This is a genomic window from Kitasatospora sp. NPDC001175 (assembly GCF_053598215.1).
Window position 1 is genome coordinate 30609 of sequence record NZ_JBSFJU010000034.1, and the last position, 22778, is coordinate 53386.

Below are 22778 nucleotides of genomic sequence, written 5' to 3' on the forward strand. Positions count from 1 at the left end.
TTCGAGGGGCCGGGGAGCCGGTGGACACGGTACGCGCACGGTCATGGCAACACCCCCGAAGAACTCTCTCCTCACCGACACTGCTGACCTGACCACGTGTCAACAAACCACCGGTAAGCAGCCTGCGAAGGCTACCTCCCTCGTAGCCACCCCCTGCCCCGGGATTGTTCCTGCCAGTACGTGAGTGCCTGTTGAGTGGTCGCGAGGTCGGGATGGTCTGGGCGGAGGACACGCAGTTGCTCGTTCAGCAAGTCGGAGAGGAGGGCCACTGCGCCGCGAGGGTCGCCGGACTGGCCGCGCCAGCGGGCGAGGGCGGCGCGGGTGCGGAAGATTGCGGACCGGTCGGTGTTGGCTGCTACCGCGTACGGGTTGGACCACATGTCCCGAGCGCCCTGGGCGATCTCGCGCTGCTCCAGGCGAAGTTGGTCGTTGAGCAGGTCGGTCAGGACGGTCACCGCCCCTCGTGCGTCGCCCGACTCGCCGAGCCAGTGGCCGAAGCTGAAACGGGTGTCGAAGGTGCCTGAGTTCTCCCGCCCGCACGTGCGGAACTGCTCGTTGACGAGCTGGCGGTACACGACCACTGCCCCGGCCGCGTCTCCCGCCTTTCCCTGCCACTCGGCGGCATCGCGGCGCAGAGTGAAGTCGGGCGGGCCCGTCCGTCCGTAGACGGCCGCGATGTAGCGGTCATCGGCGAGCAGATCGCGATAGACGCGTGCGACGCCCGGCAGGTCACCGGCCTGTTCGAGCCAGTAGGCCAGGCGGTAGCGCAGCTCGGTGACCTCCTCGATCAGGCGGATCCGCTGGGAGGGATACAGCTCGTACTCCGGGGCCAGCAGGGCGAGTTGATCGCCGATCATCCGACGGTACTCGGTGATCGCGGCGGTGAGGTCGCCGGATTCCGCCCGCAGCCGCGCGATCCGGCCGCGCAGCTTCGTCACGGACTCGTGCCGGGCTCCCAGCCGGTCGGCCGTCGTCGGCAGCAGCGCTACGAAGTAGTCAAGTGCGGCCTGTGGTCGGCCGTCGTCCGCCAGCGTGTCGCCCACCCGGAGCACGAGATCGTGCAGCTCCTGACCGGTACTCCACCCGTACCGAAGCTCGGGCTCGCCGGCGCCCAGCATCATGGCCGGGGCATTGCGGGTCAGCGCCTCGACGTTGGAGCGCAGCACGTCCGGAGGGAAATCGAGGGCGCGCGAACGCAGGTGAGGCGCCCGATCCCTCCGGGGAACCAGGAAGAACGTCATCGAGTTCGCCTCGTCCGCCGACGTCCGGGACGCGACGAAGAGCAGGCTGGCGGCCACGTCGGCCAGCTCTGCGGCCCGGCTCGCGGGCACGCCCTCGCGGACGGCTCGCTGCACCACCGGGTGGACCCGCACCGACCGGTCCTGGTCCGCCGGGTCGTAGTCGAGCAGGCTCCACCGGTGCAGCAGCGCGAGCGTCTCGTCGGCGCGCTCGTCCGGCTCCGCGTCCTCTGCCGGACGGTCGGTCCGCTGCCGGTCGAGGTACCTGACCGCGGCGATCAGCACGGCAGCCGGGATGCCGTCGGAAGCCAGCGGCGCCGCCAGTTCCAGCAGCATCCGCGCCGTCCCGACCGGCGCCAGGGCGTCGGCGCGCTCCAGCGCGAGGTCCCAGGCGTGTGGCAGTGGCAGGCTCTGCTCGTCCGGCAGTCCGCCCGGGTCCGGCACGAGGTCGGCCAGCCGCCGACCGTCGTCGCAGAGCAGGCGGAGGTAGTCGGCGCAACTCAGACCGGTGCTGCCCAGGTAGGCGGCCGCCTGCGCGAGCGCGAGCGGCAGGTGCCCCAGCTCGCGGGCGAGCGCCTCCAGTTGCTCAGGCGGCTCGACCCGGCCGGACGCGGCGAGCACCGCCGTGAGGTAGCCGAAGGCCTCGGCGGAGCTGAACGACGGCACGGTGACCACCTGTCGGCCAAGCCCCTCGCGGGCCAGGTCCCGGCGCCAGGTGGTGACCAGGGTCCGCCCCACGGGTTGATCCGGCGGCCAGAGTCCGCGCAGGTCGTCGGGGTCGACCAGACCGTCCAGGACGATCAGCCGGCGAACCGTCGCCCCGGCCCCGCCCGGCCGGAGCCAGGCCAGGAACTCCCGCGCGCCCTGCTCCGGATCTGCCGGGTCGCCACCGGTGATCTCGGCGATGGCCTGGGCGTAGGCGGTCAGGATCGCCGCGCGGCTGTCGGCGGTGACCCAGACCAGCAGGTCGAGTTGCCCGGCCTGCCAGGCAGTGCGGGCCTCGTTCGCGGCCAGCTGGGACTTGCCGACCCCGGCGGCGCCAACCAGTATCCGGCAGCACGCAGGAGCGTCGTGAGTATCGACAACGGCCCGGCGCTGGAAGCAGCGCGCGGCGTTTGGGACCGCCCCGACCTGGTGCGGCCAGGCGGCCGGGGCATGTCGGCCGGCGTAGTAGGCCACCTGGTCGGCGTGGCCGACGGCGAAGCTGTGGTTGCTCGCCTGAACCCCTGTGAGCAGCGGCGGTGGCGAGGGTTGTGACGGGCCTGGCGTGCCCGGTCCGTTCAGCCCTTGGACGGATCCGGCACCTGAGGGTGGCCGATCTGCACACCCCCATGGATCACACCGGCGGCGACCGAGCCTTCCTGAGCGCTGATGTGCACGTTTCCGCCGACCGCGATCCCGCCGTCCCCGGCCGACACCTGGGCCTGGGCCGCGCTCTCAGCCAGCAGCTCGCGCAGCGCCTCGCCGGCGCGCTCGCGCTCGTCCTCCGGCAGGTCCTCCAGGAACGCCTCGAACCGGGCCTGCCAGGAGGCCTCCTGGCGGATCCGTAGCCGCTCCAGCTGCTCGCCCTCAGCTGCCGCGAGCTCGGCGGCAGTGCGACCCAGCCGCTCCAGCTCGGCACTCTCACGCTGGGTGTTCCCCCGCCCGAACCAGGCGGCCACCCGGCCTCGGACCCCCTCCCAGGCCTCGGTCCCCGCCGCGGTCATCACCGCCGTCCCCCCGGACATGGCCAGCGCGGTCAGCGCCTCGGACAGCATGCGCAATCCCCCCTTGTCGACAACCGTGACCCCGACCGTACCGCGAGCCGGGCGCCGTGCCCAGGCGGATATTCACGTGGCTGCGCAGGCGATCAACGATAAGTGACTAGGCAGCAATGCCTGCCAAATCGTCACCCTGGAGCGCCGAAGTCAGTAAGCATCAGCTTGGGATGACGCCAGCAGCGGAGCGGGCGGTCCGGACCCTACGGAGGAGTGGCAGCGGCGGGAGGTGGCCCGGCTCGTGAGCTGCTCCTCCGCCGTGTCGGAGGGGAGCAGCTGTTGAGCAGGGTAGGCCGTCAGGACTGGTGGGCTTCCTCGGCTGTGCGCAACTGGGCCAGCTCCGCCTCCAGAGCCTCGATCGGGCCTCCAGCTGCTGCTTGTCCCGTACGGCGTCCGCGTAGCCTTCCTTGTGGCGCTTGGCGATGCGGCTGAGCCTGTCCGGCGTGAAAATCCGAGCTCGGGGCGTTGACCTGCAGCGTTTCCCTGCGGGCACGAAGCGGGTCGGGGCATGACCGGTGGTCATGCGATGGTCCTGGATCTATCTGTTGACGCGCAGGTCGTTGGAGCTCGTGGGCCTACGGCTGCTCGGCAGCGCGGCGAAGGACGTCGAGCTCCTGGTCCTGCGACACCAACTCGCGGTGCTCCGACGCCAGCTCGGTCAACCGCGGCTGGAGCCAGGCGACCGGGTACTGCTGGCGGCCTTGTCGAGACTCCTGCCCAGGGAACGCTGGAACAGCTTCTTCGTCACCCCGGCCACGCTGCTGCGCCGGCATCGCGAGCTGATCGCTGACAGGTGGACCTACCCCCGCAAGCGTCCCGGCCGACCGCCGATACCCCAGCAGACCCGGGAGTTGATCCTGCGCCTGGCCCGAGAATCCGCTGTGGGGTCACCGGTGCGTGCAGGGCGAACTCGCCCGGCTGGGCATCACCGTGGCAGCGGCCACCGTCCGCGCGGTACTGCGTCAGGGCAACATCCCGCCCGCACCCAAGCGGGCGCAAGACAGCTGGTCCGTCTTCCTCCGCACCCAGGCATCAGGCCCGCTGGCCTGCGACTTCTTCCACGTGGACACCGCCTTCTGCCGACGCCTGTACGTGCTGTTCGTCATGGAAGTCGAAACACGACGGGTGCACATCCTGGGCATCACCGCACACCCGAACCGCGACTGGGTGACCCAGCAGGCCCGGAACCTGCTGATGCCCTTGGAAGACCCTGCATACGCTTCCGGTTCTTCCTGCGCGACCGGGACGGAAAGTTCTCCGACGCCTTCGACGCCGTGCTCGCCGGCGCAGGTGTACAGGTCCTGCTCTCACCGCCGAGATCGCCCAAGGCGAACGCCTTCGCCGAGCGCTGGGTCGGCACCGTCCACCGCGAGTGCACCGACCGCATCCTCATCATGAACGAACAGCACCTGCGTACTGTCCTGGACGCGTACGTCGACCACTACAACCGACACAGACCCCACCAATCCCTCCGCCAACAACCTCCCCACGCTGTGGAGGCCGCCCAGACGGCCACCGTGATCCCGCTCAGCGGCCCCATCCGCCGCACCCAACTACTCGGCGGCCTCATCAACGAGTACCAGCGAGCAGCCTAACCCCGACCAGGCAAACGACCTGGTCAACGAACCGAACCAGGGTTTTCACGCGGGACAAGCCCTCCGGGGGCGCGGAGGTTCGAGAGCCCTGGCCGTCTGCCGGCCAGTCGCTCGGCGCAGCTGTGCGACCCAACCGCCTCTGCCCTGCTTGTTCGGTCGCCCTAGGACTGGGCCTCAAGCCCCCCGACGGCCAGTTCCTGGCGACTGCTCGGGTTGGGCGCCGAGGGCCGATTGGTTCACGAGGCTCAGCGGTGCCGCCAGGGACTCCAGACTGCGCCGCTCGGCGCGAACGCCGATCGCCGCCTCGACCAGACCGGCCAGGACCATCAATGCCGCGCCGATGCAGAAGGCGAGCGTGGTGTCGCGGGTCTTCCCACTGCTCACCAGTCCGTTGAAGATCAGCGGGCCGGTGATGCCGCCGATCGCGGTGCCCACCGCGTAGAAGAAGGCGATGCACAGCGCCCTGGTCTCCAGCGGGAAGATCTCACTGACCGTCAGGTAGGCCGAGCTCGCACCGGCCGAAGCCAGGAAGAGCACCGCGGTCCAGCAGGCGGTCATCGTGGTCGCCGTCAGGTCACCGCGCTGGAAGAGGAACGCGGTGACGAAGAGCAGCGACCCGGAACCGATGTAGGTCCCGGCGATCATCGACCTCCGGCCGACGGTGTCGAAGAGCCCGCCCAGCAGCAACGGCCCGAGGAAGTTACCCACCGCGATCACCGCGAAGTAGTAACCCGTGTTGCCGGTCGGCACCTTGAAGAAGGTGGTGAGGATGACCGCGTAGCCGAACGTCACCGAATTGTAGAGAAATGCCTGGCCGATGAAGAGGGCGAGCCCCAGCGTGGTTCGGCGCGGGTAGCTTCGGGTGACCGTCCGGGCGATCGTCAGGAAGCCGATCGAGGCACGGGGACGGATCGTGATCGGCTCGCCCTCAGGCTCCGGGAGTTCCTCCCCACTCTGCTCCGCGACCGTGCGCTCCGCCTCGCTGACCACCTCTTCGGCCTCCTCAGCCTGCCCGTGCGTGAAGAGCCAGCGCGGGCTCTCCGGCACGTGCCGCCGCACCAGCAGGATCACCAGCCCGAGCACCACACCGGTCCCGAAGGCCAGCCGCCACCCGAGGTCGGTGGCGAACAGGGCGGTGTTCAGCAAGGCAATCGAGGCGAACGCGCCGACCGCCGCACCGATCCAGAAGCTGCCGTTGATGATCAGGTCGACGCGGCCGCGCACCCGGGCCGGGATCAGCTCGTCGATCGCCGAGTTGATCGCCGCGTACTCGCCGCCGATGCCGAAGCCGGTGAAGAACCGGCAGAGGAAGAAGAACCAGGCCGTCCAGGAGAACGCCGTCACCGCCGTGGCCGCCAGGTAGACGGCCAGGGTCACCATGAAGAGCTTCTTGCGGCCCAGCCGGTCGGTCAGCCAACCGAAGAACAGCGCCCCCGTGCAGGCGCCGGCCACGTAGAGGGCCGCCGCCGCGGTGGTCACCTGCTCGGTGCTGATCGAGATCCCGCTGCCCTGCTGCGCCATCCGGCCGGCCATGTTGCCAACGATCGTGACCTCGAGACCGTCGAGGATCCAGACGGTGCCCAGGCCGATGACGATCCGCCAGTGCCAGCGGGACCACGGCAATCGGTCCAGCCGGGCCGGCACATCAGTACTGATCAACGCGTCACCCGATCCCGGGGTTGCCACCCGCCTCACCCACCCGTCCACTCGCCAGCACGACGTGCCGATCCTGGCCTACGCGCCGGCCGGCACTGACCGGCTGCACTGTTCCGGATGCTGCTCCATGACTCCTTCGACCCCCGCAGAGCCCAAGCTCAGGGCAGGACACCCCCTCACGGACGAAGGGGGTACGGGGTGCGTCCACGCGGAATGGCTCGACCCTTGTCCTCGGCTTGCCGCCCTTCATCACTGCGGCGTCTGCCCTGACAGTCCCGGCGGAAACCTGACCGACTCGCGGCCGGTCGGCGCGCCCCTGACCGTTCAACAGCCCGTGAACGTGCGCACCTGATGGCCTCCTCACGTGAGCTTGCGCAGTTCATGATCGCCCTGGTGACGAAATTCGCCGACCGACTCGGCAGGCCGCGCGACCAGGTTCACCCAAAGGGGAGCTGCCCGTACATCAGTACGAGCATTGATCCAGGACCGCGATCAACTTGACCGCTGACGCCACCTCGACCCCGCGCTTGCGCAGGCCACCGGGTTCAGCCTGCCCGGCTCGCGCGGCAGCAACCTGACACCCACTCAGATTGGTCAGCAATCGGGGAGACGCGCCCCGGGACCCCGGGAGACCGCGTGGGTGACCCGACGGCGGCCCCGGACGCCCGTCGGACGGTGGGAGCCGGCCCGTGCGGCCCGTACCGGTGAGGCCGCCCACCGGTCGCGGGCCACACGGTGTCCCGGGGTGGGGCGGGTCAGACCTCCAGCTCGGCCTCGATGCGCTTGAGCTGGTGCCGCGCCATCGCCAGGTTGGCGCGCTGGCGGTCCAGCGCGAGGTAGAGGAAGAGACCCTTGCCGGACCGGCTGGTGAGCGGCCGGATCACGTGGTACTGGCCGGTGAGCGTGATCAGGATGTCCTCGATCGTGTCGTTCAGCTTGAGCATTTCCATGGTCCTGGCCTTGGCCCGGACCACGTCGGTATTGCCGGCCGCCGCGACGTTGAGATCGATGGTGCCCTCGCCGCCGAGCGTGCCGAGCGCCATGCCACTGCCGTAGTCCACGAGCGCGACGCCAATCGCGCCTTCGATGGAACTCATGACGTCCTTGAGGGCGCTCTCGGTGTTGGCCATCGGTTGGTCTTCCCTTCGGGGGTGATGGAACGGTCTCTGCCCGACCGGGCAGGTGGCGCAGGTCGGCGGGCGGGGGCCCGCCGACCGCGGAAGTGGGGGAGTCAGGAAGGAAGGCGTCCCAGCGCGGAGTCCGCGAGGGCCGCGATCCGGCCGCCGGCCTTGCGCGCCTCCAGGTGCAGCCGGCCGACGTTGGCCTCGGGCCCGGCGAGCAGCGTCAGCACCACGAAGGCGCCGACCGCGTAGGTGGCGATGTAGCCGTATTCGCCCCGGGTCAGCAGCTCACGGAAGCCGCCGCGCCCGGTGGCCTCGGTCAGCCTGGCGCCGACGCCGAGCGCGGCGGCGGTGAGCGCGGCGATGCCCTCCGGCTCAAGACCTGTGGTGTCGTGGGCGACCACCAGGCCGTCCGTGGTCGCGACCAGCGCGCCGGCCAGGTGCGGGATCCTGGCGCGCAGCCCGCGCAGTTCGATCAGCACCTCGTGCTCGGATATCACGGACTGCCTCTTTCCGGTGAGTTGGCGGAGTGCTCGCTTCATTCGGCGGCCACCGTGCACGGGGCGGGTCGAGCCGGCCGGGTGGACAGAGTGGTCACAGACGGGCCTCCAGAGCCGCGCGGAGTCGGATCAGCAGGGCGATATCAGGGTCCGCGGAACCCCCGTGCAACCGGACCGGACCGGCGGGGAGCGCGGTCGGCCGCACGGTCGGCACGGCGGGCGGCGACGGTCTCGGCGGCGCTGCGAGGAGGCCGCCGAAATCCGGCTCGGGCGGGCTCTCCACCAGCCCGGCAGCGGCGAGCCTGCGCACGTCGAGCAGGGTGGCGAAGGCCGGACGGCCCAGCAGCCGGGCGATCTCCAGCGGCGTCCGCCGCCCGTCCGCGGCGTGCATGACGGCCCGCTGGCCCCGGCTCCACCGCGTCCCGACCCCGGCCGTCCCCGCCGCACTCAGTCGCAGCGGAGCGACGTCCAGCCGGGGGCAGGGCCAGATCCGGTCGAGCAGCGCCCGCCGCCGTGCGACCGCCGCCCGCAGTGTTGGTACGTCGACGGTACGGATCACCCCGTCCTGCGGCCGGACGTCCTCCTGGAACCGGACCGGGCCGCTGTCCTGGGGCAGCGCGAGGAAGGCGGCGTCCGAGAGCGCGGTGAGGTGGCAGAGCTCCAGCACGCCCCGGCCCACCCGTCCGGAATCCAACAGGGCCTTCGGCAGCGGCTGTTCGCAGCTCCTGGCAAGGTCCAGCAGTTCCTGCGCGGGGATCCGTCCGGAACGGACCAGCAGGGTCGGCAGATCGAGTGCCCCGGCGCTCTCCACCTGCAGTACGGCGCCGTCGACCAGGTGGACCGCACCCGTGGTGCTCTGCACGATCCCGGTGCGGCGACCGGCCGCGAGCTCCGCGACCACGTCGCCTAACGTGCGGCCGGACGCCAGGAGTTGCGGCCGCCGACGGGACACCAGGGGCGAGCGGGTCTGCAGATCCATCAAACCAGCACCAGCCGTTCGGCGATACCTCGCAACCGCAGCCGGGCCATGGCCAGATTCGCGGTGTCGCGGTCCAACCGGAGATAGAGGAAGGCTCCGGTCTCGAAGCCGGCGTCCACGAAGCGCAGCAGGTGGTAGCGGCCGGGCGAGGTGACGATGACGTCCTCGGCGAGGGTGCCGGCCGAGTCCGGGTCGGCGAAGGACGGGTTCTGGACGACGGCGCGGGCGAGTTCGGTCGCGTCGGCCGCACCCGCGTCATGGTCTCCGGACGGGCCCTCCCCGGCTGCGCCGAGGGTCAGCCCACTGGTCCAGTCCACCAGGCTGACACCCAGCGCGCCGGGTATCGTCATCGCTTCGACGAGACACTCGTCGATTCCCGTCAACTCGCTTCACCTCTTCATCCGAAGGCACGCGCAATCACCGCGTGAGGCTGCTCGGGGAGCGCCCGTGCTCACCTGCGGTAGCCTCAACGCCACGAAACGCTATCGCGTGCGGCAGCCGAACATGCGATTTCCGGCAAAGCCGTCTGGCATATGACGAATCTTTGACACTCCGCTATCGGAAACGGCTCGGATCTGCCACCCTGTCAGCCGAGTTGCCTCCGAAGTGGCAAGTGGTCTGAACCACACTCAGGGGCTGGACTCCCCCGTCCGATCAACTCGATCACGCTCGACCAGCCGTGACGCGATCCGACCGGCCCCGGGCCCGGCGGTGCGGCCGTCAGGCCCGGCGGTGCGGCCGTCGGACCCGGCTACTGGAAGGCCGGACCACGGGAAGGCCGGGCCGTGGGAAAACCAGGTTGCCGGGCTGCCGGGCTGCCGGATGGCCAGGCTGCCGGACGGCCGGAAATCCGTTTGGCCGCCGGGGCGGTCCGGCCGCAGACTCTGCGAGTGACAGCCCTCCGCGAGATCCGCGCCGACCACGACGCCCACTCCATCGCGCTCTACCAGGCGTACGCGCCCACCATCGCGGAGCCCGCCGTGGCGGCCAGCCGCTTCGTGCCACCGTTCTCGCGCGGGCGGATGACCTGGATCAAACCCTCCTTCCGCTGGCTGATGCACCGCAGCAACTGGGCCCGGAAGCCCGGCCAGGAACGGGTGTTGGAGGTCCGCATCACCAGGGACGGCTGGGAGCGGGCGCTCGCCGCGGCCACCCTCACCACCGCCGGTCCGGCCGCCGTCGCCAAAGCGGCCGTGCACGTCCAGTGGGACCCGGAGCGCTCGCTGTCCGGAGCCGCGCTCAACCACTACAGCATCCAGGTCGGGATCGGGCGAGGCGTGATCGACGAGCTGGTGGACGAGTGGACGGTCTCCATCACCGACCTCACCCCGCGGGTCAGGAAGATCGCCGATCTGGTCCGCTCCGGCCGCACCGCCCAGGCCACCCGCTTGCTCCCGCCCGAACGCCGCTACCCACTGGATCCCTCGCTGGCGCGCAGGTTGGGCATGTCCTGAGCCGCGCCCGCCCACCACCCCGACCACATACGGGCTGGCCGCGCCGAGGCCGGTCATCGTCTCTCCTCGGGCCGGATCGCCCGGCCGCACCCGGGCCCGCCGCAGGTGCCTGGCCCCGGCATGGTGCCGGTCGGTGCACTCGTTGGGCTCAGCCCGCCGTGCCGTCCGCGCGACGGGAACGCAGCCTGGAGCCGCGAACAGGTTCACCGCCGTGGGATGGGCCGAGCGATCACAGGAGACCGTCATGGACATGCCCGAGCCGCGCGTACACCGCCATCCGGTCCGGCGGACGGCGACCGGGCCCCGCGCAGCGAGCGGGCCCCGCGCAGCGCGGAGGCTCCGCACCACGCTCGGCCCCGGACTGCGCGCCGGCGTGCTGCTCGCCCTGGCCGGCGCCCTGACCGCGGGTGCGGCGGCGTGCAGTTCGGAGCACACCAAGGGCGGCATCAGCCCGGCGGTGGTGTCGGCGGCCGCGGACGCGTCCCGGCGGGCGGCGTCGGCCGCGGCGGAGGCCTCCGAACTGGGCGGCCCGCAGCAGACCTCGGCGGCCTCCAACGCGGCGGCCCTGATCTCGCAGGCGGCCGCCGTCGCCTCGGCCTCCGCCGCGTCCGCGACGGCCTCGCTGCAGTCCCGGGCGGCCGCCTTCGAGTCCTCGGTGTCCGCCCAGGTCTCGAAGTCCAGGCAGCAGGCGACCGCCGCGCTGGCCGCCGCCTCCGGAACCGGCAACGCACTGGGTGACGTGACCCTCACCGGGGTGCCGACCACCGCCACCGACGGCTTCCCGGCGGCGCTGCTGACCATCCACAACTCGACGTCGGCCAGCGCCGGTTACGCCGCCCAGGTGGACTTCCTGGACAGCGCGGGCAAGACCGTCGAGTCGGTCGTGGTGGGCACCGAGAAGGTGGCCCCGGGCGAGAACCGCACCGTCCTCGCACACGGCGACAAGCAGGCCGCGGTCGCGAGCGCCAAGGTGGCCAAGGCCCAGCGCTACTGACGCCGGGCCCGACCGAGGGAAGGCACCCGCCGCTGGTAGGCGTCCAATCGCCGTGTCTCGGCCGCGCTCCACCCGGCCGGCGGTGCGATCTGCGCCCAGGCGTCGGTGGGCAGGGTGCCGAACCGGTGGCCGAACCCGTCGGGAACGCTCTCGCCGGCCGCGAGGTCGCAGGTCACCTGCCAGAAGGTGACCAGCGGATACCAGCGCATGACGTCGGAGACGTCGGGGGCTCGCGGCCGGTCCAGCCAGGCCGGGCGGCGCCAGATCAGACTCGGCTCCCACCAGGTCACCGGGTCACCGCCGTTCTGCAGGTAGACCACGCGCGGCGGCTCCCAGGTTGCCGCCGGGCGCTGGAGGTCCACGGGCCGCTGGGCGAACCTGACGGTCCGGCCGTCCTGGTAGACCGGCCGCCAGACGGCGCTGCCCGGGTCGCGACCGTCGGTGACGGTCCTGCGGATCGGATTGTCCGGGGTGGGCCCGACCAGCAGCGCGCCGTCCACCTCCCGAACCAGCTGGGCCACCCCGCCGGGGAAGGCCCGCTCGGTGGCGTACGAGCCGAGGCTCTCCCCCGCCACCAGCAGCCTGGGCCGCGCGTCGGCCGGCAGCTGCGCCCAGCGGGTGCGGACGGCGTCGATCAGGGCGAGGCCGGCCTCGGTGGCCTCGCCCTCCGCGAGGAACGAGACCCAGCTGGGCAGGTACGAGTACTGCATCGCGACCAGCGCGCTGTCACCGCCGTACATGTACTCCGGCGGCGTGGCGATCCGTTCGTTGACCCAGCCGGTCCCGGTGGTGCTGACCACCACCAGCACCCGGCGGGAGAACGCTCCGGTGCGTTCCAGTTCGCGCACCGCCAGTGCGGCCCGCTCCTGCAGGGTGCCGGCCGAGCGCAGGCCGACGTAGACCCGCACCGGGTCCTTGGCCGACTGCCCGGTGAACCGGGTGATCTCGGCGGCGGTGGGCGCCTTCCCGATGAAGTCGCGGCCCTTGGACCCGAGGCTGTCCCAGCTCTCCAGCGAGGCCGGACTGCCCGAGAGGGTGGCTAGTTCGGGCCGGACGATGCCGGGCGAGGTGCCGAGGTCGGTGGCCGAGGCGCCGCTCTCCACCATGGTCAGCAGCCCGCGCAGCAGGAAGCCCTGGACGAACCCGACGACCAGCACCGCCGCCAGGACCGCCGCCGCCGCCGTGGCCCACCGCGCCGGGACCACCCTGGCGATCAGCCGGGCCAACTGCCGGGTGCCCAGCCGCAGCGCCCGGGCGACGAGCACGAACACGGCGAACAGCACGGCGGTCAGCGGCAGTACCAGCACCCACTCCCACCAGGCGATCAGCGGGTCCATGTGCACCGCCCGGCGCAGGTCGCCCTGCCAGCGGACGCTCCACGCGGTGACGAACACCACCGCCGCGCCGCCCGCCCCGGCCAGCGCCAGCCAGCCGATCCGGCGCAACCGCTCCTCGGGCCGGATCCCGCAGCGGTGGACGATCAGACCGACCAGGGCACCGATCCCGTACGTGATCACCGCGGTGATCGCGCAGGCGGCGGCCTGCAGCCACCACGGGCGCGGCAGCAGGGACGGGGTGAAGGCCAGCACATAGCCGATCACGGCGCCGACCAGCGCGCTCCAAGTCGGCCATCGGCGCACCACGGGCCGGCGCGAGGGTTCGGGGAGGCATCCTTGCTCGGCGGCGGTGGGCATCAGACGGCGGGTGAGCTGGTAGAACCAATGACAGAAATGTCCATATTCACCCCAGATGCCGTAGTCCGTATTCCACCGCAGAGAATAGGGACGCCCGGCACCCGCGCCAGGGAGGCACGGCGCGTCGGCGCCGCTCCCGCTGGTCCGGCCCCGCCCGCCGGGGCACCATCGTCACCGTGGACGGCAGACCACCCGTGAACGCCCGGTTCAGGCGGCCGGCGGACACCCGGGTCGCGCTGGGGGCCGCCGTCGTGCTGCTGGTGCTGGTCAACCTCACCATCCACCGGTGGGCGCCCGGGTGGGGGCTGCTGACACCGGTGGCGGCGGCGGGCGCCCTGCTGGCCGTCGAGCACTGGAGCGGCGGCGACCGGACCGAGCTGGGCCTCGGCCGAGGGACCTTGAGGCGCGGCGCCGTCTGGGCGCTGGCCTGCGTCGGGGCGGTCGCGGCGGTCTACCTGGCCGGGGCCCTGCTGCCGTCGACCCGGCCGCTGTTCCAGGACACCCGCAACAGCGGCTTGAGCGGCGGGGACATCGCCTACCGAGTACTGGTCGCGGTCCCGGTGGGCACCGTCCTGCTGGAGGAACTGGCCTTCCGGGGCGTGCTCTACGGGCTGGCGCGCCGGCTCTGGGGGCCGCCGGGAGCGATGGCGTTCTCCTCGCTGCTCTTCGGCCTGTGGCACATCCTGCCCTCGCTCCACCTGACCGGGGAGAAACCCGCACTCGGCGCGCTGCTCGGCGGCTCCTGGGCCACCGCCCTGCTGGCGGACGTCGGCGCGGTGCTGTTCACGGCGCTGGCCGGGGTGCTCCTCTGCGAGCTGCGCAGGCGCAGCGACAGCCTGCTCGCCCCGGCCGGACTGCACTGGGCGGTCAACTCGCTGGGCTACCTCACGGGGTTCCTGCTCCGCTGATCCCGCGGCCCGTACGGACCGTCCGGCCTCAGTGGGCGGTGAAGCGGTCACTCGCACCGCCGTGCAGGTGCCCGGAGGGGAGCCTGCGGCCGTGCGCCACCAGCAGCAGGTCCTGGGCGGCGCCGTGCACCGGTGTGGCGGTGTCGAACGACCAGTCGCGTCGTCGACCTGGAGCCGGACGCCGTCCGGACCGGCGCGGAAGAACCGGAGGGACCTTCCGGACCCGCCGTGCGAGCCCTGCTGCGCGGCACGCTCGCGGCCTGGGTCGAAGCCGCGAAGCCGGCCCCGGTTCACCGATCGGTGCGGCGACCGCCGCCGCACTCGGCAATGCCTCAGCTGCCGTCGGCGGCAAGGGCAATCACGCGAGAGGCTGGTGGTACGGATCCCGCACCGGCTACGGTCATGCGCGAGATCATGTACGGGTCCGCCGTGCCCGCCGCTCGGTGGAGTGGCCGGCCAACCGCACCGGGAGCCGATAGCCGTGACCGCGAGTTCCGCCACCGAGTCCTACCGCGCAGCGCGCGACCAGCTGCTCCGGCTGTCGGGCCGACACCCCTCGACGATGGCGGAGTTCCGTTGGCCGCAGCTCACCGGCCGGTTCAACTGGGCCGTCGACTGGTTCGACGCCATCGCCCGCGGCAATGACCGCACGGCGCTGTGGATCGTCGAGGAGGACGGCCACCAGGCGCGGTACAGCTTCGGTGAACTGGCCCACCGCTCCGACCAGGTGGCGCACTGGCTGGCCGCCCAGGGCGTCCGGCAGGGCGACCGGGTGCTGCTGATGCTCGGCAACCAGGTCGAGCTGTGGGAGTCGATGCTCGCCGTGATGAAGCTGGGTGCGGTGATAATGCCGACCACCACCGCCGTGGGCCCCGCCGACCTGGTGGACCGGATCGAGCGGGGCGGGGCCCGCCATGTGGTCGCGAACGCCGCCGACACCGCCAAGTTCGCCGCGGTTCCCGGCGGTTACTCGCGCCTGGCGGTCGGCGGTCCGGTCCCCGGCTGGGCCTCCTACACCGAGGCGTACGAGATCGCTTCCCCGGAGCCGTTCACGGCGGCGACCTCGGTCGGCGACCCGCTGCTGGTGTACTTCACCTCGGGCACCACCAGTCGGCCGAAGCTGGTCGAGCACACCCAAGTCTCTTATCCGGTCGGGCACTTGACGACCATGTACTGGATCGGGCTGCGCCCGGGCGATGTCCATCTCAACATCAGTTCTCCCGGCTGGGCGAAGCATGCCTGGAGCTGCTTCTTCGCGCCGTGGATCGCCGAGGCAACGATCTTCGTCTACAACTACTCGCGCTTCGACCCGGCCCGCCTGGTCGAGCAGCTGCACACGGCCGGGGTCACCACCTTCTGCGCTCCCCCGACGGTCTGGCGGATGCTGATCCAGACCGACCTGTCGGCCGGCCCCGGTTCGCTGCGGGAGCTGGTCGCGGCCGGGGAGCCGCTCAACCCCGAGGTCATCGCGCAGATCGAGCGCGCCTGGGGGCTGACCGTCCGGGACGGCTTCGGGCAGACCGAGACCACCCTGCTGGTCGGCAACACCCCGGGCTCCCCGGTCAAGCCGGGCGCCATGGGCCGTCCGCTGCCGGGAGTTCCGGTGCTGCTGGTCGACCCGGTCCGCCAAGAGGTCGGCGACGAGGGCGAGATCTGCCTGGACCTGGCACGGCAACCGCTCAATCTGATGGCCGGGTACCTGGACGATCCCGACCTCAACGCGGCCGTGACGCGCGGGGGTTACTACCGCACCGGCGATGTGGCGGTCCGGGACGCCGACGGCTGGATCACCTACGTCGGCCGCAGCGACGACGTGTTCAAGGCCTCGGACTACAAGGTCTCGCCGTTCGAGCTGGAGAGCGTGCTGATCGAGCACCCGGCCGTGGCCGAGGCCGCCGTCGTCCCCGCACCCGACCCGATCCGCCTCGCCGTACCGAAGGCGTACGTCGCCCTCGCGCCGGGCTGGGAGCCCGACCGCGAGACCGCTCTCGCGGTCCTGCGCCACGCCCGGGAGCACCTGCCGCCGTACCTGCGGGTGCGCCGGGTCGAGTTCTTCGAGCTGCCCAAGACCATCTCCGGGAAGATCCGCCGGGTCGAGCTGCGCGGTCGCGAGCAGCAGGCGGCGGACAGCGGTACGGTGCTCGACCGGGAGTGGCGCGACGACCAGTTCCCCGAGCTGCGGGCTGACGCGGGCTGATTCCCGCCCGGTCGAGGCGGCCGCGGCGGCGTTCCCGTCAGCGCAGCCGCAGGGCGAGCGCCGGACACTGGCTCACCGCCCGACGGGCCCCGTGCTCCTGCCAGCCCGCCACCGGCGTGCTGTTCAGCTCGGGGTAGCCGTGCGGTCCGAGCCGGATCAGCTCCGGCGCCAGGACCGCGCACAGGCCGTGCCCCGCACACCGGGACCAGTCCACCTCCAGCCGCAGTCCCTCCTGGTGCGGGAGCGGCAGCACCCCGTGGACCGGGCGGCCGCAGCCGGCGCCCGCGGTGTGCGCGGCGACGTCCTGCTCGAACACCTCCAGTGCGGACAGGACGAAGCGGGCGGTGCCGTCGGGGTGCGCGCAGGCGCCCCGACCCTGGGTGGCGGAGACGGCGTACCGCGCCGTCTCCGCCGCGGCGGCGTCGGCCCCGGCCGCCAGGACGGCGAGCGCGTCGGCCGCGGCGGGCAGCCCGCGCCTGCACGGCCCGCACTGTCCGGCCGACTCCGCCGCCAGCCAGGCCGTCACCCGGGCGACCTCGCCGAGCGGGCAGGTGTCGGCCGGGAGCGCGACGATCGCGCCGGCGCCGAGCGCCCCGCCGAGTTCGGCGAGCCCGGCCCGGGAGAGCGGGGCGTCCATCGCGTCCTCCGGGCGCAGCCAGGCGCCGTGGTAGCCGCCGACCAGGACCCCCTCGCCCGGCGCGCTGCCGCAGCCGGTCAGCACCGTTCCCAGCCGGGACCCGGCGGGCACCTCCACCACCAGCTGCTCGGCGCCGGGCCGATTGACGGTCAGCAGGACCGTCCCCGGCTCGGTGGCGGTACCCGCTGCGGCGTAGGCGTCGGGGCCGAGCCGGGCGGCGACGGCGAGCTGCGCCCAGGTCTCGGCGTTGGAGAGCAGGGTCGGGCGGCCGCGCACACCGCCCGTGCCGCCGTCGGCCGCGCGGGCCTTCAGCGGCGGCGGCACGGCGGGCAGGCCGTTGACGCCCCGGATCAGTGCTCCGGCCTGGCCGGAGACGAACCGCTCGGGCAGGCACACCGTCCGGGCCGGGCAGGGCAGGTCGCTCCGCTCGGCGAGGGCGGCGGGGATCGAAACCTCCCCCGGCCCACCAGCGGCGACGCCGATCACCAGTTCCTCCGCCCCGAACGCGGCCGCCGCCAGACAGGCGCCGTCCAGCACCAGGTGCGGGGCGCGGGCGAGCAGCATCCGGTCCTTGGCACTGGGCGGCTCGCCCTCGGCGCCGTTCACCACCACCACGAGCGGGGTGCCGGTACGGTCCGCGGCGGCCAGCGCGGCGCTCGCCTTGCGCGCGAACGGGAACCCGGCGCCACCGCGTCCGCGCAGGTCGATCCGGTCGGCCAGGGCCAGCAGGCCGTCGCGGGTGGGCTGGGGAAGCGGCCCGTGGACGCTGCCGTGCGCGGAGAGGTCGAGGCGCTGGAGGCGGTCGAGGCCCGCGGTCAGCCGGGCGCTCCCCAGCTGCCGCACGGCCGGGATCTCCAGGACGGGGTTCATCGGCTGCCTCCCGACCGGTGCGGCCCCTGCTGGGCGGATCTGGGCCGGGGTACCGTCCGCGCCGCCTGCGAGAGGTCGAGCCAGGGCACCGGGCGGGAACCGCCGAGCGTCCGGACCTGCCTGGCGTGTGCCACGTGTGCCACGTGCGGCACGGACAGCTCGGCGAGTACGGCCGGGGACGGGGTCGCCGGACGGTACGCCTTCGCGCCGCGGCGCAGCCGGCCGAGGGTGCTGCGGCGTCCGAGGAAGGCCAGGCCGCGGACCAGGAGGGCCAGCGCCATCCCGGCCGCGCACAGGCCGTAGCCCCACAGCACCCAGGCGTGGGCCGCCCGCCCCGCGGTCAGCCCGTGCACCAGGGCGACGGGCCAGCAGGCGTACGCGGCGACGTGCAGCACCCGCCAGAGCCAGGGGCGGCGGCTGCCGGCGAAGCGGCCGCGCAGGACGCCGGTGGCCGCGACCAGCACCAGCAGGTCCGCGGCGACGGTGCCGAGGCTCACCGCGAAGGTGCTGCCACCGAACGGGAGCACGGCGGCGGCCGGGGCGGCGTGCCGCTCCAGGACCTTGACGGCGATGTGGGTGCCCAGGAAGCCGAGGGCCGCGACCGAGGTCGCCCGGTGCACCGACTGGACGGCGACCCGCAGCCAGGGGGTGAGTACGAGCCGGTCGGTGGCGAGGAGTCCGCACACCACTGCGGCGGTGAGCGAGAGCAGGGTGAAGACCCCGGCGAAGTAGTCCAGGAAGGCCGCGATCCGCGTCCCCGCCCCGCCGAGCGGGCCGGGCACCGGCCAGTGGAGTTCGGCCCCGGCCGCCACCGCCCCGCCGGTCAGCACGGCAGCCACCGCGCCGGGAACCAGGTACCCCGGGCGGCTAGCGGGCGCGCTGCGGCCATGTCGGGCACGGGTTGTCATACGGGACCTCCGGACGTCTGGCCCCCTGCGTCCCGGATCCCCCGTCCGGGCTGGCGCCGTCGATTTCCGGACCGCCGGCGCTGACGATCGGGCCAATTGTTAGCGAGCGGTCAATCCGCCCGCAACAATCCGGGCTGTGCCGTAACCGGGCTCACACCGTCGAAGCGCCCGGACGGGAATCCCGGAAGTCACTCCCTGTCCGCCGATCACCCGTGCGAGTGATGGCCCGTGTCCCTCCAATCGGAGCAGCGCCGCCTGCCATAGCGTTCCGCTGACGAACTTTCACTCAGAGTCAGCATTACCGGAATCGGAGGCACCGAGCCAGATGAGCGACGAGATCGTCCGCGCCGCAATCCACCCGTCCATCGGAATCGCCCGGGTCGGGAACTCACCGGAGGGGTACTTCATCGCACCCGAGGTCCCCGATCCCGTGCCGCAGGAACCCGGCTTCTACAAGGACTCCGCCGGTGCGATCAAGCGCGAGGTCGCGCGTTTCAGAATCTACGGATACAACGCAGCCGGTCAGGTCGTGGCCGAACTCACCTCCGACATCTCCGATATCAGCTGGACCGCGTACCTGGCGAACAAGAAGGCGGCCTGGTACCAGTTCCAGCTCGCCCTGGACATCCCCGATGCAACGCTCGCCAAGCCCTCCGAACTGCGCAACAAGGAGATCACCGGGGACCTCCGCAAGGACCTGGTGATCGACCCGGGCCCGATCACCATCAGCGGCAGGAACGTCTGTGGCCCCGACTTCCACTTCCGCGACGGCAAGTTCATGGGGAAGGAGGTCTATCTCGGCGAGCTGCGGACCGACGAGGACGGGCGTCTGCTGGTGTTCGGCGGTTTCGGGCAGTCGGCCTCCTACAACGGCAAGCCGGTGAACACCTACGCCAACAACGACGGCTGGCACGACGACATCGGTGACGGCCCGGTCACGGCGACCGTCACCGTCGGCGGCCGCGAGCTGCCGGTCGACCCCGCCTGGGTGGTGGTCGCCCCGCCGAACTACGCGCCCGCACAGAAGGGCATCCGCACCCTGTACGACCTGCTGTACGACGTGTTCGTCAGCAACGGATCGCTGCCGTTCCCCGAGCGGGTCTCCTTCACCCGCCACATCGCACCGGTGCTGCTGCGCTTCACCGACCACCAGTGGGTCAACCACGGCTTCGCCGGCTACTACGGCCACAACGGCCTGAACGACTTCACCACCCCGGCGATGCTGAAGCGGCTCAGCAGCACCGACCCCACCCGCCGCGCGCTGCGCCGGCAGGTGTTCAACGCACTGCGCGACTTCGCGCGCGACGGCCTCTCCCCCGTCCCGTGGCCGTGGCTGTACGGCGACGGCATGGCCATCCCGCCGCGCACCCCGCTGCACCACATGGCGTTCTCGCCGACCCAGTACCGGATGTTCCAGTACTGGGCGGACGGCGACTTCGAGGACGACTGGGGCACCCTCGGGGCCACGCCGCCGCCCCGGGACATCGCCGACCTCCCGCTCGCCGAGAGGCCGGCCGCGCTCGACCGCGCCGCGTTGGACTTCTGCCTCGCCGACGCCTTCCACCCCGGCTGCGAGGTCACCTGGCCGATCCGGCACCCCTCGATGTACATGGCACCGTTCCGGATCCGCCACCGCTCACCCGACCAGCCCGAGCCCCATTACGGCACGGTCCTCACCCCCGAGGCCGCGCTGTCGGTGAACGGACCGCTGTACGCCCAGGCGGCGGGTGACCTGTCCCGCTGGATGGCCGTGCCGTGGCAGAGCGACACCGCCAGCTGCCGCTCCGGCTACGAGCTGTCGCTGAGCCCGCGCCACGACCCGTACCTGCCGAGCTTCTGGCCGGCCCGGGTCCCCAATCACGTCCTCACCGAGGAGGACTACAGGGTGGTTGTGGACGAGAGCCGGCCCCTGGCCGAGCGCACAGAGGCCTTCGAGCGCCGGGCGGTGTGGCTGCGCGGGCTCCGCGGGCAGAACACCGATCAGCTGAACCAGATGATCGACGACTGGTACCGGCTCGGGATCGTCGAGGTGCGCGAGGGCGCCACGGGCTTCCCCGGCCGGATCCAGGTGGAGTCCAAGCCGTCCATCGACCTCGAGGGTGTTCCGCTCACCCAGAACCTGGTGACCCTGCACGTGCCCCAGGCAGCGGATCCGGCCGTCGCGTCAGTGGCCATCAACCAGGCGATCGCGGTCAGCGGCTACACCGCGGAGGAGGTCACGGCCGGGTTCATCGACAAGGTCGCGCCCTTCCGTGACAACGTCTGATGCGCCGGGATCCGATGCACCAGCGACCGACGCACCAGCACCTTCATCGGCCGAGCCCGCCGGCCCGTCGACGCGGCGGCGGGGACGGCCACTACGACGTGGTGGTCGCTGGCGGCGGCCCGGCCGGCTCGGCCGCCGCCCTGACCCTGGCCCGCGCGGGCCGCAGGGTCCTGCTCGCGGATGCCGGGAACGGGCCGCCCAAGGTCGGGGAGTCCCTGCCCGCGGCGGCCCGGCTCCTGCTGCACGACCTGGGCGCCGGCGAGGGGCCCGTCGCCACCGGCCATCTGACCTGCTACGCCAACCTCTCCTGCTGGGGCTCGACCGCCCTGGGCCGGACCGACTTCATCAACGACCCGCACGGACCCGGCTGGCACCTGGACCGTGCGCGGTTCGACAGGTCGCTGCGCGAGGCCGCCCGCGCGGCCGGCGCGGAGACCGCCGAACGCACCAGGGCCAGGGTGAAGTACCGTCAACCGGACGGGAGTTGGCTGGTCACGCTGCGCGGTCCGGGCGCCGAGCGGACGGTCGGCTGCGACTGGCTGGTGGACGCCAGCGGCCGCAGACGGGCGATCGTGTCCATCGGCCGGGCCGCCGTCCGCCGTACCGACCACCTGATCGCCACCTGCCTGGAACTGGCACCCGACCCAGCCGGCCGGATCGCCGAGAGCGCCTCGCTGGTCGAGTCCGCCGAGGACGGCTGGTGGTACACCGCACTGCTGCCGGGCCGCCGCCGCCTGGTCGCCTACTTCACCGACGCCGACCTCGCCCCGCCGGCGATCCGCAACCGCTCGGAGTTCGGCCGACTGCTGCGGCAGACCCGGCACATCGCCGCCCGGGCCGGGGTGCACCCGCTGCCCGCCGACGCCCTGCCCAGGCGCGCCCCCGCCCACTCCTCCCACCTCGACGTGCCCACCGGCGACGGCTGGATCGCCGTCGGCGACGCCGCCACCGCCTTCGACCCGATCTCCTCCCAGGGCGTCCTCACCGCCCTCTACACCGGAACGGCCGGCGCCTCCGCCCTGGCCGCCCACCTCGACGGCGACGGCCACGCCCTGGCGGCGTACCGCGCCAACGTGACCGAGATCCTCACCGCCTACCGGCGCAACCACCGCACGGTGTACCGGCAGGAGGGCCGCTGGAGCGACCGGCTCTTCTGGCAGCGCCGGCACGCCTCCCACCCGCAGAGCGACATCCGCAAGGAGCCCGTATGAGCACCCGGCACGACCACGAGCACGAGGACCCCTCGGTCCACTCCTTCATCCTGTCCGGCCGGGACACGGTCTTCGGCTACCACCTGGCCATGTTCGGCATGGCCGAGCACCGCTACCAGGTCGTGGTCGAGTACGACCTGCCCGCCGACATCGTCGACACCTACCTCAAGGACCAGGCGGAGCGCCCCGCCAGCTGGCACGCGGTGCGCAACACCGCGGACATGGTGCTGCCCCCGATCGGCGAGGGCACGGTCACCGAGTACCCGGCCCGGCTCGACCGGGTCACCCAGACCGGCAACGGCGAGGACCGGATCTGGGAGCCCATCTCGGGCGGCTTCACCGCGCGGATCAGGCGGGTGCTGAACTTCCGCCGGTTCGGCGAGGAGCCCTTCCCACCGCACCTGAGCTATCTGCTCTACGGCGCGGGCGACGAGGTCCACATCGCCCACCGCCTGGTCAAGCGCCCGCACTTCGAGCAGATCCTCACCCTCCGGGAGGTCCCCGACGGCGTCACCCCGGACGACCTGGCGAACGCCTTCGAGGTGAGCATCCCCTCGGTGCCCGACGACGGGCACGACGGCCGGCCGTGGACCAGCAGGCCGCTGCCCGAGCGCAACTACCCGGCCCTGCTGCACCGCGGCAAGGCGGCGCCCGTGCCGATCACCCTGGCGCCCGACGACGAGCGCTGGTGGAACATCACCACCCTCAACGCCTGAGACCCGCGGCTCCGCCCGCCGTCCACCGGGGCGGGCGGAGCCGGACCGGGCGTCAGGTGATCGTCCCGGAGCGCTGA

18 protein-coding genes are annotated in these 22778 nt (G+C 72.4%); 8 read left to right on the forward strand and 10 right to left on the reverse strand.

Translation table 11 applies throughout. The annotated features are described in order from the left end of the window. Positions 1–131: 131 nt before the first annotated feature. Both ACWDAK_RS23505 and ACWDAK_RS23510 read right to left on the reverse strand, forming a co-directional pair. A complete protein-coding gene (locus tag ACWDAK_RS23505) occupies positions 132–2417 on the reverse strand; it encodes a tetratricopeptide repeat protein (RefSeq protein ID WP_427394621.1) in 2286 nt (761 codons plus the stop codon). 101 nt (positions 2418–2518) lie between these two features. Then, positions 2519–2995, reverse strand: coding sequence for a hypothetical protein (locus tag ACWDAK_RS23510; RefSeq protein WP_427394620.1), 477 nt, complete (start codon positions 2993–2995; stop codon positions 2519–2521). A 1274-nt stretch (positions 2996–4269) separates the two neighbouring features. On the opposite strand from ACWDAK_RS23510, the gene ACWDAK_RS23515 reads away from it, so the two are divergent. Next, on the forward strand, positions 4270–4590 hold the full coding sequence (locus ACWDAK_RS23515; protein ID WP_427394619.1) for an integrase core domain-containing protein: 321 nt from the start codon (positions 4270–4272) through the stop codon (positions 4588–4590). Positions 4591–4764: 174 nt separating this feature from the next. Here the strand turns inward: ACWDAK_RS23515 and ACWDAK_RS23520 are convergent, their stop codons facing one another. From ACWDAK_RS23520 to ACWDAK_RS23540, 5 genes are all read right to left on the reverse strand, one after another. Next, positions 4765–6246: an MFS transporter gene (locus ACWDAK_RS23520; protein ID WP_344639421.1), complete on the reverse strand. Its 1482-nt coding sequence runs from the start codon at positions 6244–6246 to the stop codon at positions 4765–4767. 755 nt (positions 6247–7001) lie between these two features. Next, positions 7002–7376, reverse strand: a complete 375-nt coding sequence (locus ACWDAK_RS23525) for a roadblock/LC7 domain-containing protein (protein WP_344639378.1) — start codon at positions 7374–7376, stop codon at positions 7002–7004. 101 nt (positions 7377–7477) lie between these two features. Continuing rightward, positions 7478–7909 (reverse strand): roadblock/LC7 domain-containing protein, encoded by a 432-nt coding sequence (locus ACWDAK_RS23530; protein ID WP_344639379.1) that lies wholly within the window; start codon positions 7907–7909, stop codon positions 7478–7480. Between the two features lie 52 nt (positions 7910–7961). Further along, positions 7962–8846: a transcriptional regulator gene (locus ACWDAK_RS23535; protein WP_344639380.1), complete on the reverse strand. Its 885-nt coding sequence runs from the start codon at positions 8844–8846 to the stop codon at positions 7962–7964. Further along, complete coding sequence (locus ACWDAK_RS23540) at positions 8846–9229, reverse strand: hypothetical protein (protein ID WP_344639381.1); 384 nt, start codon at positions 9227–9229, stop codon at positions 8846–8848. Before ACWDAK_RS23540 ends, ACWDAK_RS23535 begins: the two co-directional genes overlap by 1 nt. 507 nt (positions 9230–9736) lie before the next feature. Here ACWDAK_RS23540 and ACWDAK_RS23545 point away from each other — a divergent pair. Together ACWDAK_RS23545 and ACWDAK_RS23550 are read left to right on the forward strand one after the other, a co-directional pair. Further along, positions 9737–10300, forward strand: coding sequence for a DUF4291 domain-containing protein (locus ACWDAK_RS23545; RefSeq protein WP_427394618.1), 564 nt, complete (start codon positions 9737–9739; stop codon positions 10298–10300). A gap of 244 nt (positions 10301–10544) precedes the next feature. Then, positions 10545–11294, forward strand: coding sequence for a hypothetical protein (locus ACWDAK_RS23550; protein ID WP_344639383.1), 750 nt, complete (start codon positions 10545–10547; stop codon positions 11292–11294). Here the strand turns inward: ACWDAK_RS23550 and ACWDAK_RS23555 are convergent. Then, positions 11288–12988 carry an alpha/beta hydrolase gene (locus tag ACWDAK_RS23555; protein WP_344639384.1) on the reverse strand — a complete coding sequence of 567 codons (1701 nt, stop codon included), beginning with the start codon at positions 12986–12988 and terminating at the stop codon, positions 11288–11290. The genes ACWDAK_RS23550 and ACWDAK_RS23555 overlap by 7 nt on opposite strands. A 176-nt stretch (positions 12989–13164) precedes the next feature. Here ACWDAK_RS23555 and ACWDAK_RS23560 point away from each other — a divergent pair, with 176 nt between their 5' ends. Both ACWDAK_RS23560 and ACWDAK_RS23565 read left to right on the forward strand, forming a co-directional pair. Beyond that, positions 13165–13896 (forward strand): CPBP family intramembrane glutamic endopeptidase, encoded by a 732-nt coding sequence (locus tag ACWDAK_RS23560; protein ID WP_344639385.1) that lies wholly within the window; start codon positions 13165–13167, stop codon positions 13894–13896. Between the two features lie 481 nt (positions 13897–14377). Then, positions 14378–16093 (forward strand): AMP-binding protein, encoded by a 1716-nt coding sequence (locus ACWDAK_RS23565; protein WP_427394617.1) that lies wholly within the window; start codon positions 14378–14380, stop codon positions 16091–16093. A gap of 37 nt (positions 16094–16130) precedes the next feature. Here ACWDAK_RS23565 and ACWDAK_RS23570 read toward each other — a convergent pair whose 3' ends face one another. Together ACWDAK_RS23570 and ACWDAK_RS23575 are read right to left on the reverse strand one after the other, a co-directional pair. After that, positions 16131–17600 carry an NADH-ubiquinone oxidoreductase-F iron-sulfur binding region domain-containing protein gene (locus ACWDAK_RS23570; RefSeq protein WP_344639387.1) on the reverse strand — a complete coding sequence of 490 codons (1470 nt, stop codon included), beginning with the start codon at positions 17598–17600 and terminating at the stop codon, positions 16131–16133. Next, entirely contained in the window at positions 17597–18508 is a 912-nt protein-coding gene (locus ACWDAK_RS23575) for a hypothetical protein (RefSeq protein WP_427394616.1), read from the reverse strand. The genes ACWDAK_RS23570 and ACWDAK_RS23575 overlap by 4 nt, the downstream gene beginning before the upstream one ends. 325 nt (positions 18509–18833) lie before the next feature. Between ACWDAK_RS23575 and ACWDAK_RS23580 the strand changes: the two genes are divergently transcribed. Genes ACWDAK_RS23580 through ACWDAK_RS23590 form a run of 3 tightly spaced genes read left to right on the forward strand, consistent with a single transcriptional unit; the run spans position 18834 to position 22701 of the window. Then, positions 18834–20774, forward strand: coding sequence for a LodA/GoxA family CTQ-dependent oxidase (locus ACWDAK_RS23580; RefSeq protein ID WP_344639389.1), 1941 nt, complete (start codon positions 18834–18836; stop codon positions 20772–20774). 14 nt (positions 20775–20788) lie between these two features. After that, positions 20789–21985 (forward strand): NAD(P)/FAD-dependent oxidoreductase, encoded by a 1197-nt coding sequence (locus tag ACWDAK_RS23585; protein WP_427394615.1) that lies wholly within the window; start codon positions 20789–20791, stop codon positions 21983–21985. Next, entirely contained in the window at positions 21982–22701 is a 720-nt protein-coding gene (locus tag ACWDAK_RS23590) for a hypothetical protein (protein ID WP_344639391.1), read from the forward strand. The genes ACWDAK_RS23585 and ACWDAK_RS23590 overlap by 4 nt, the downstream gene beginning before the upstream one ends. The last annotated feature ends 77 nt before the right edge of the window (positions 22702–22778 follow it).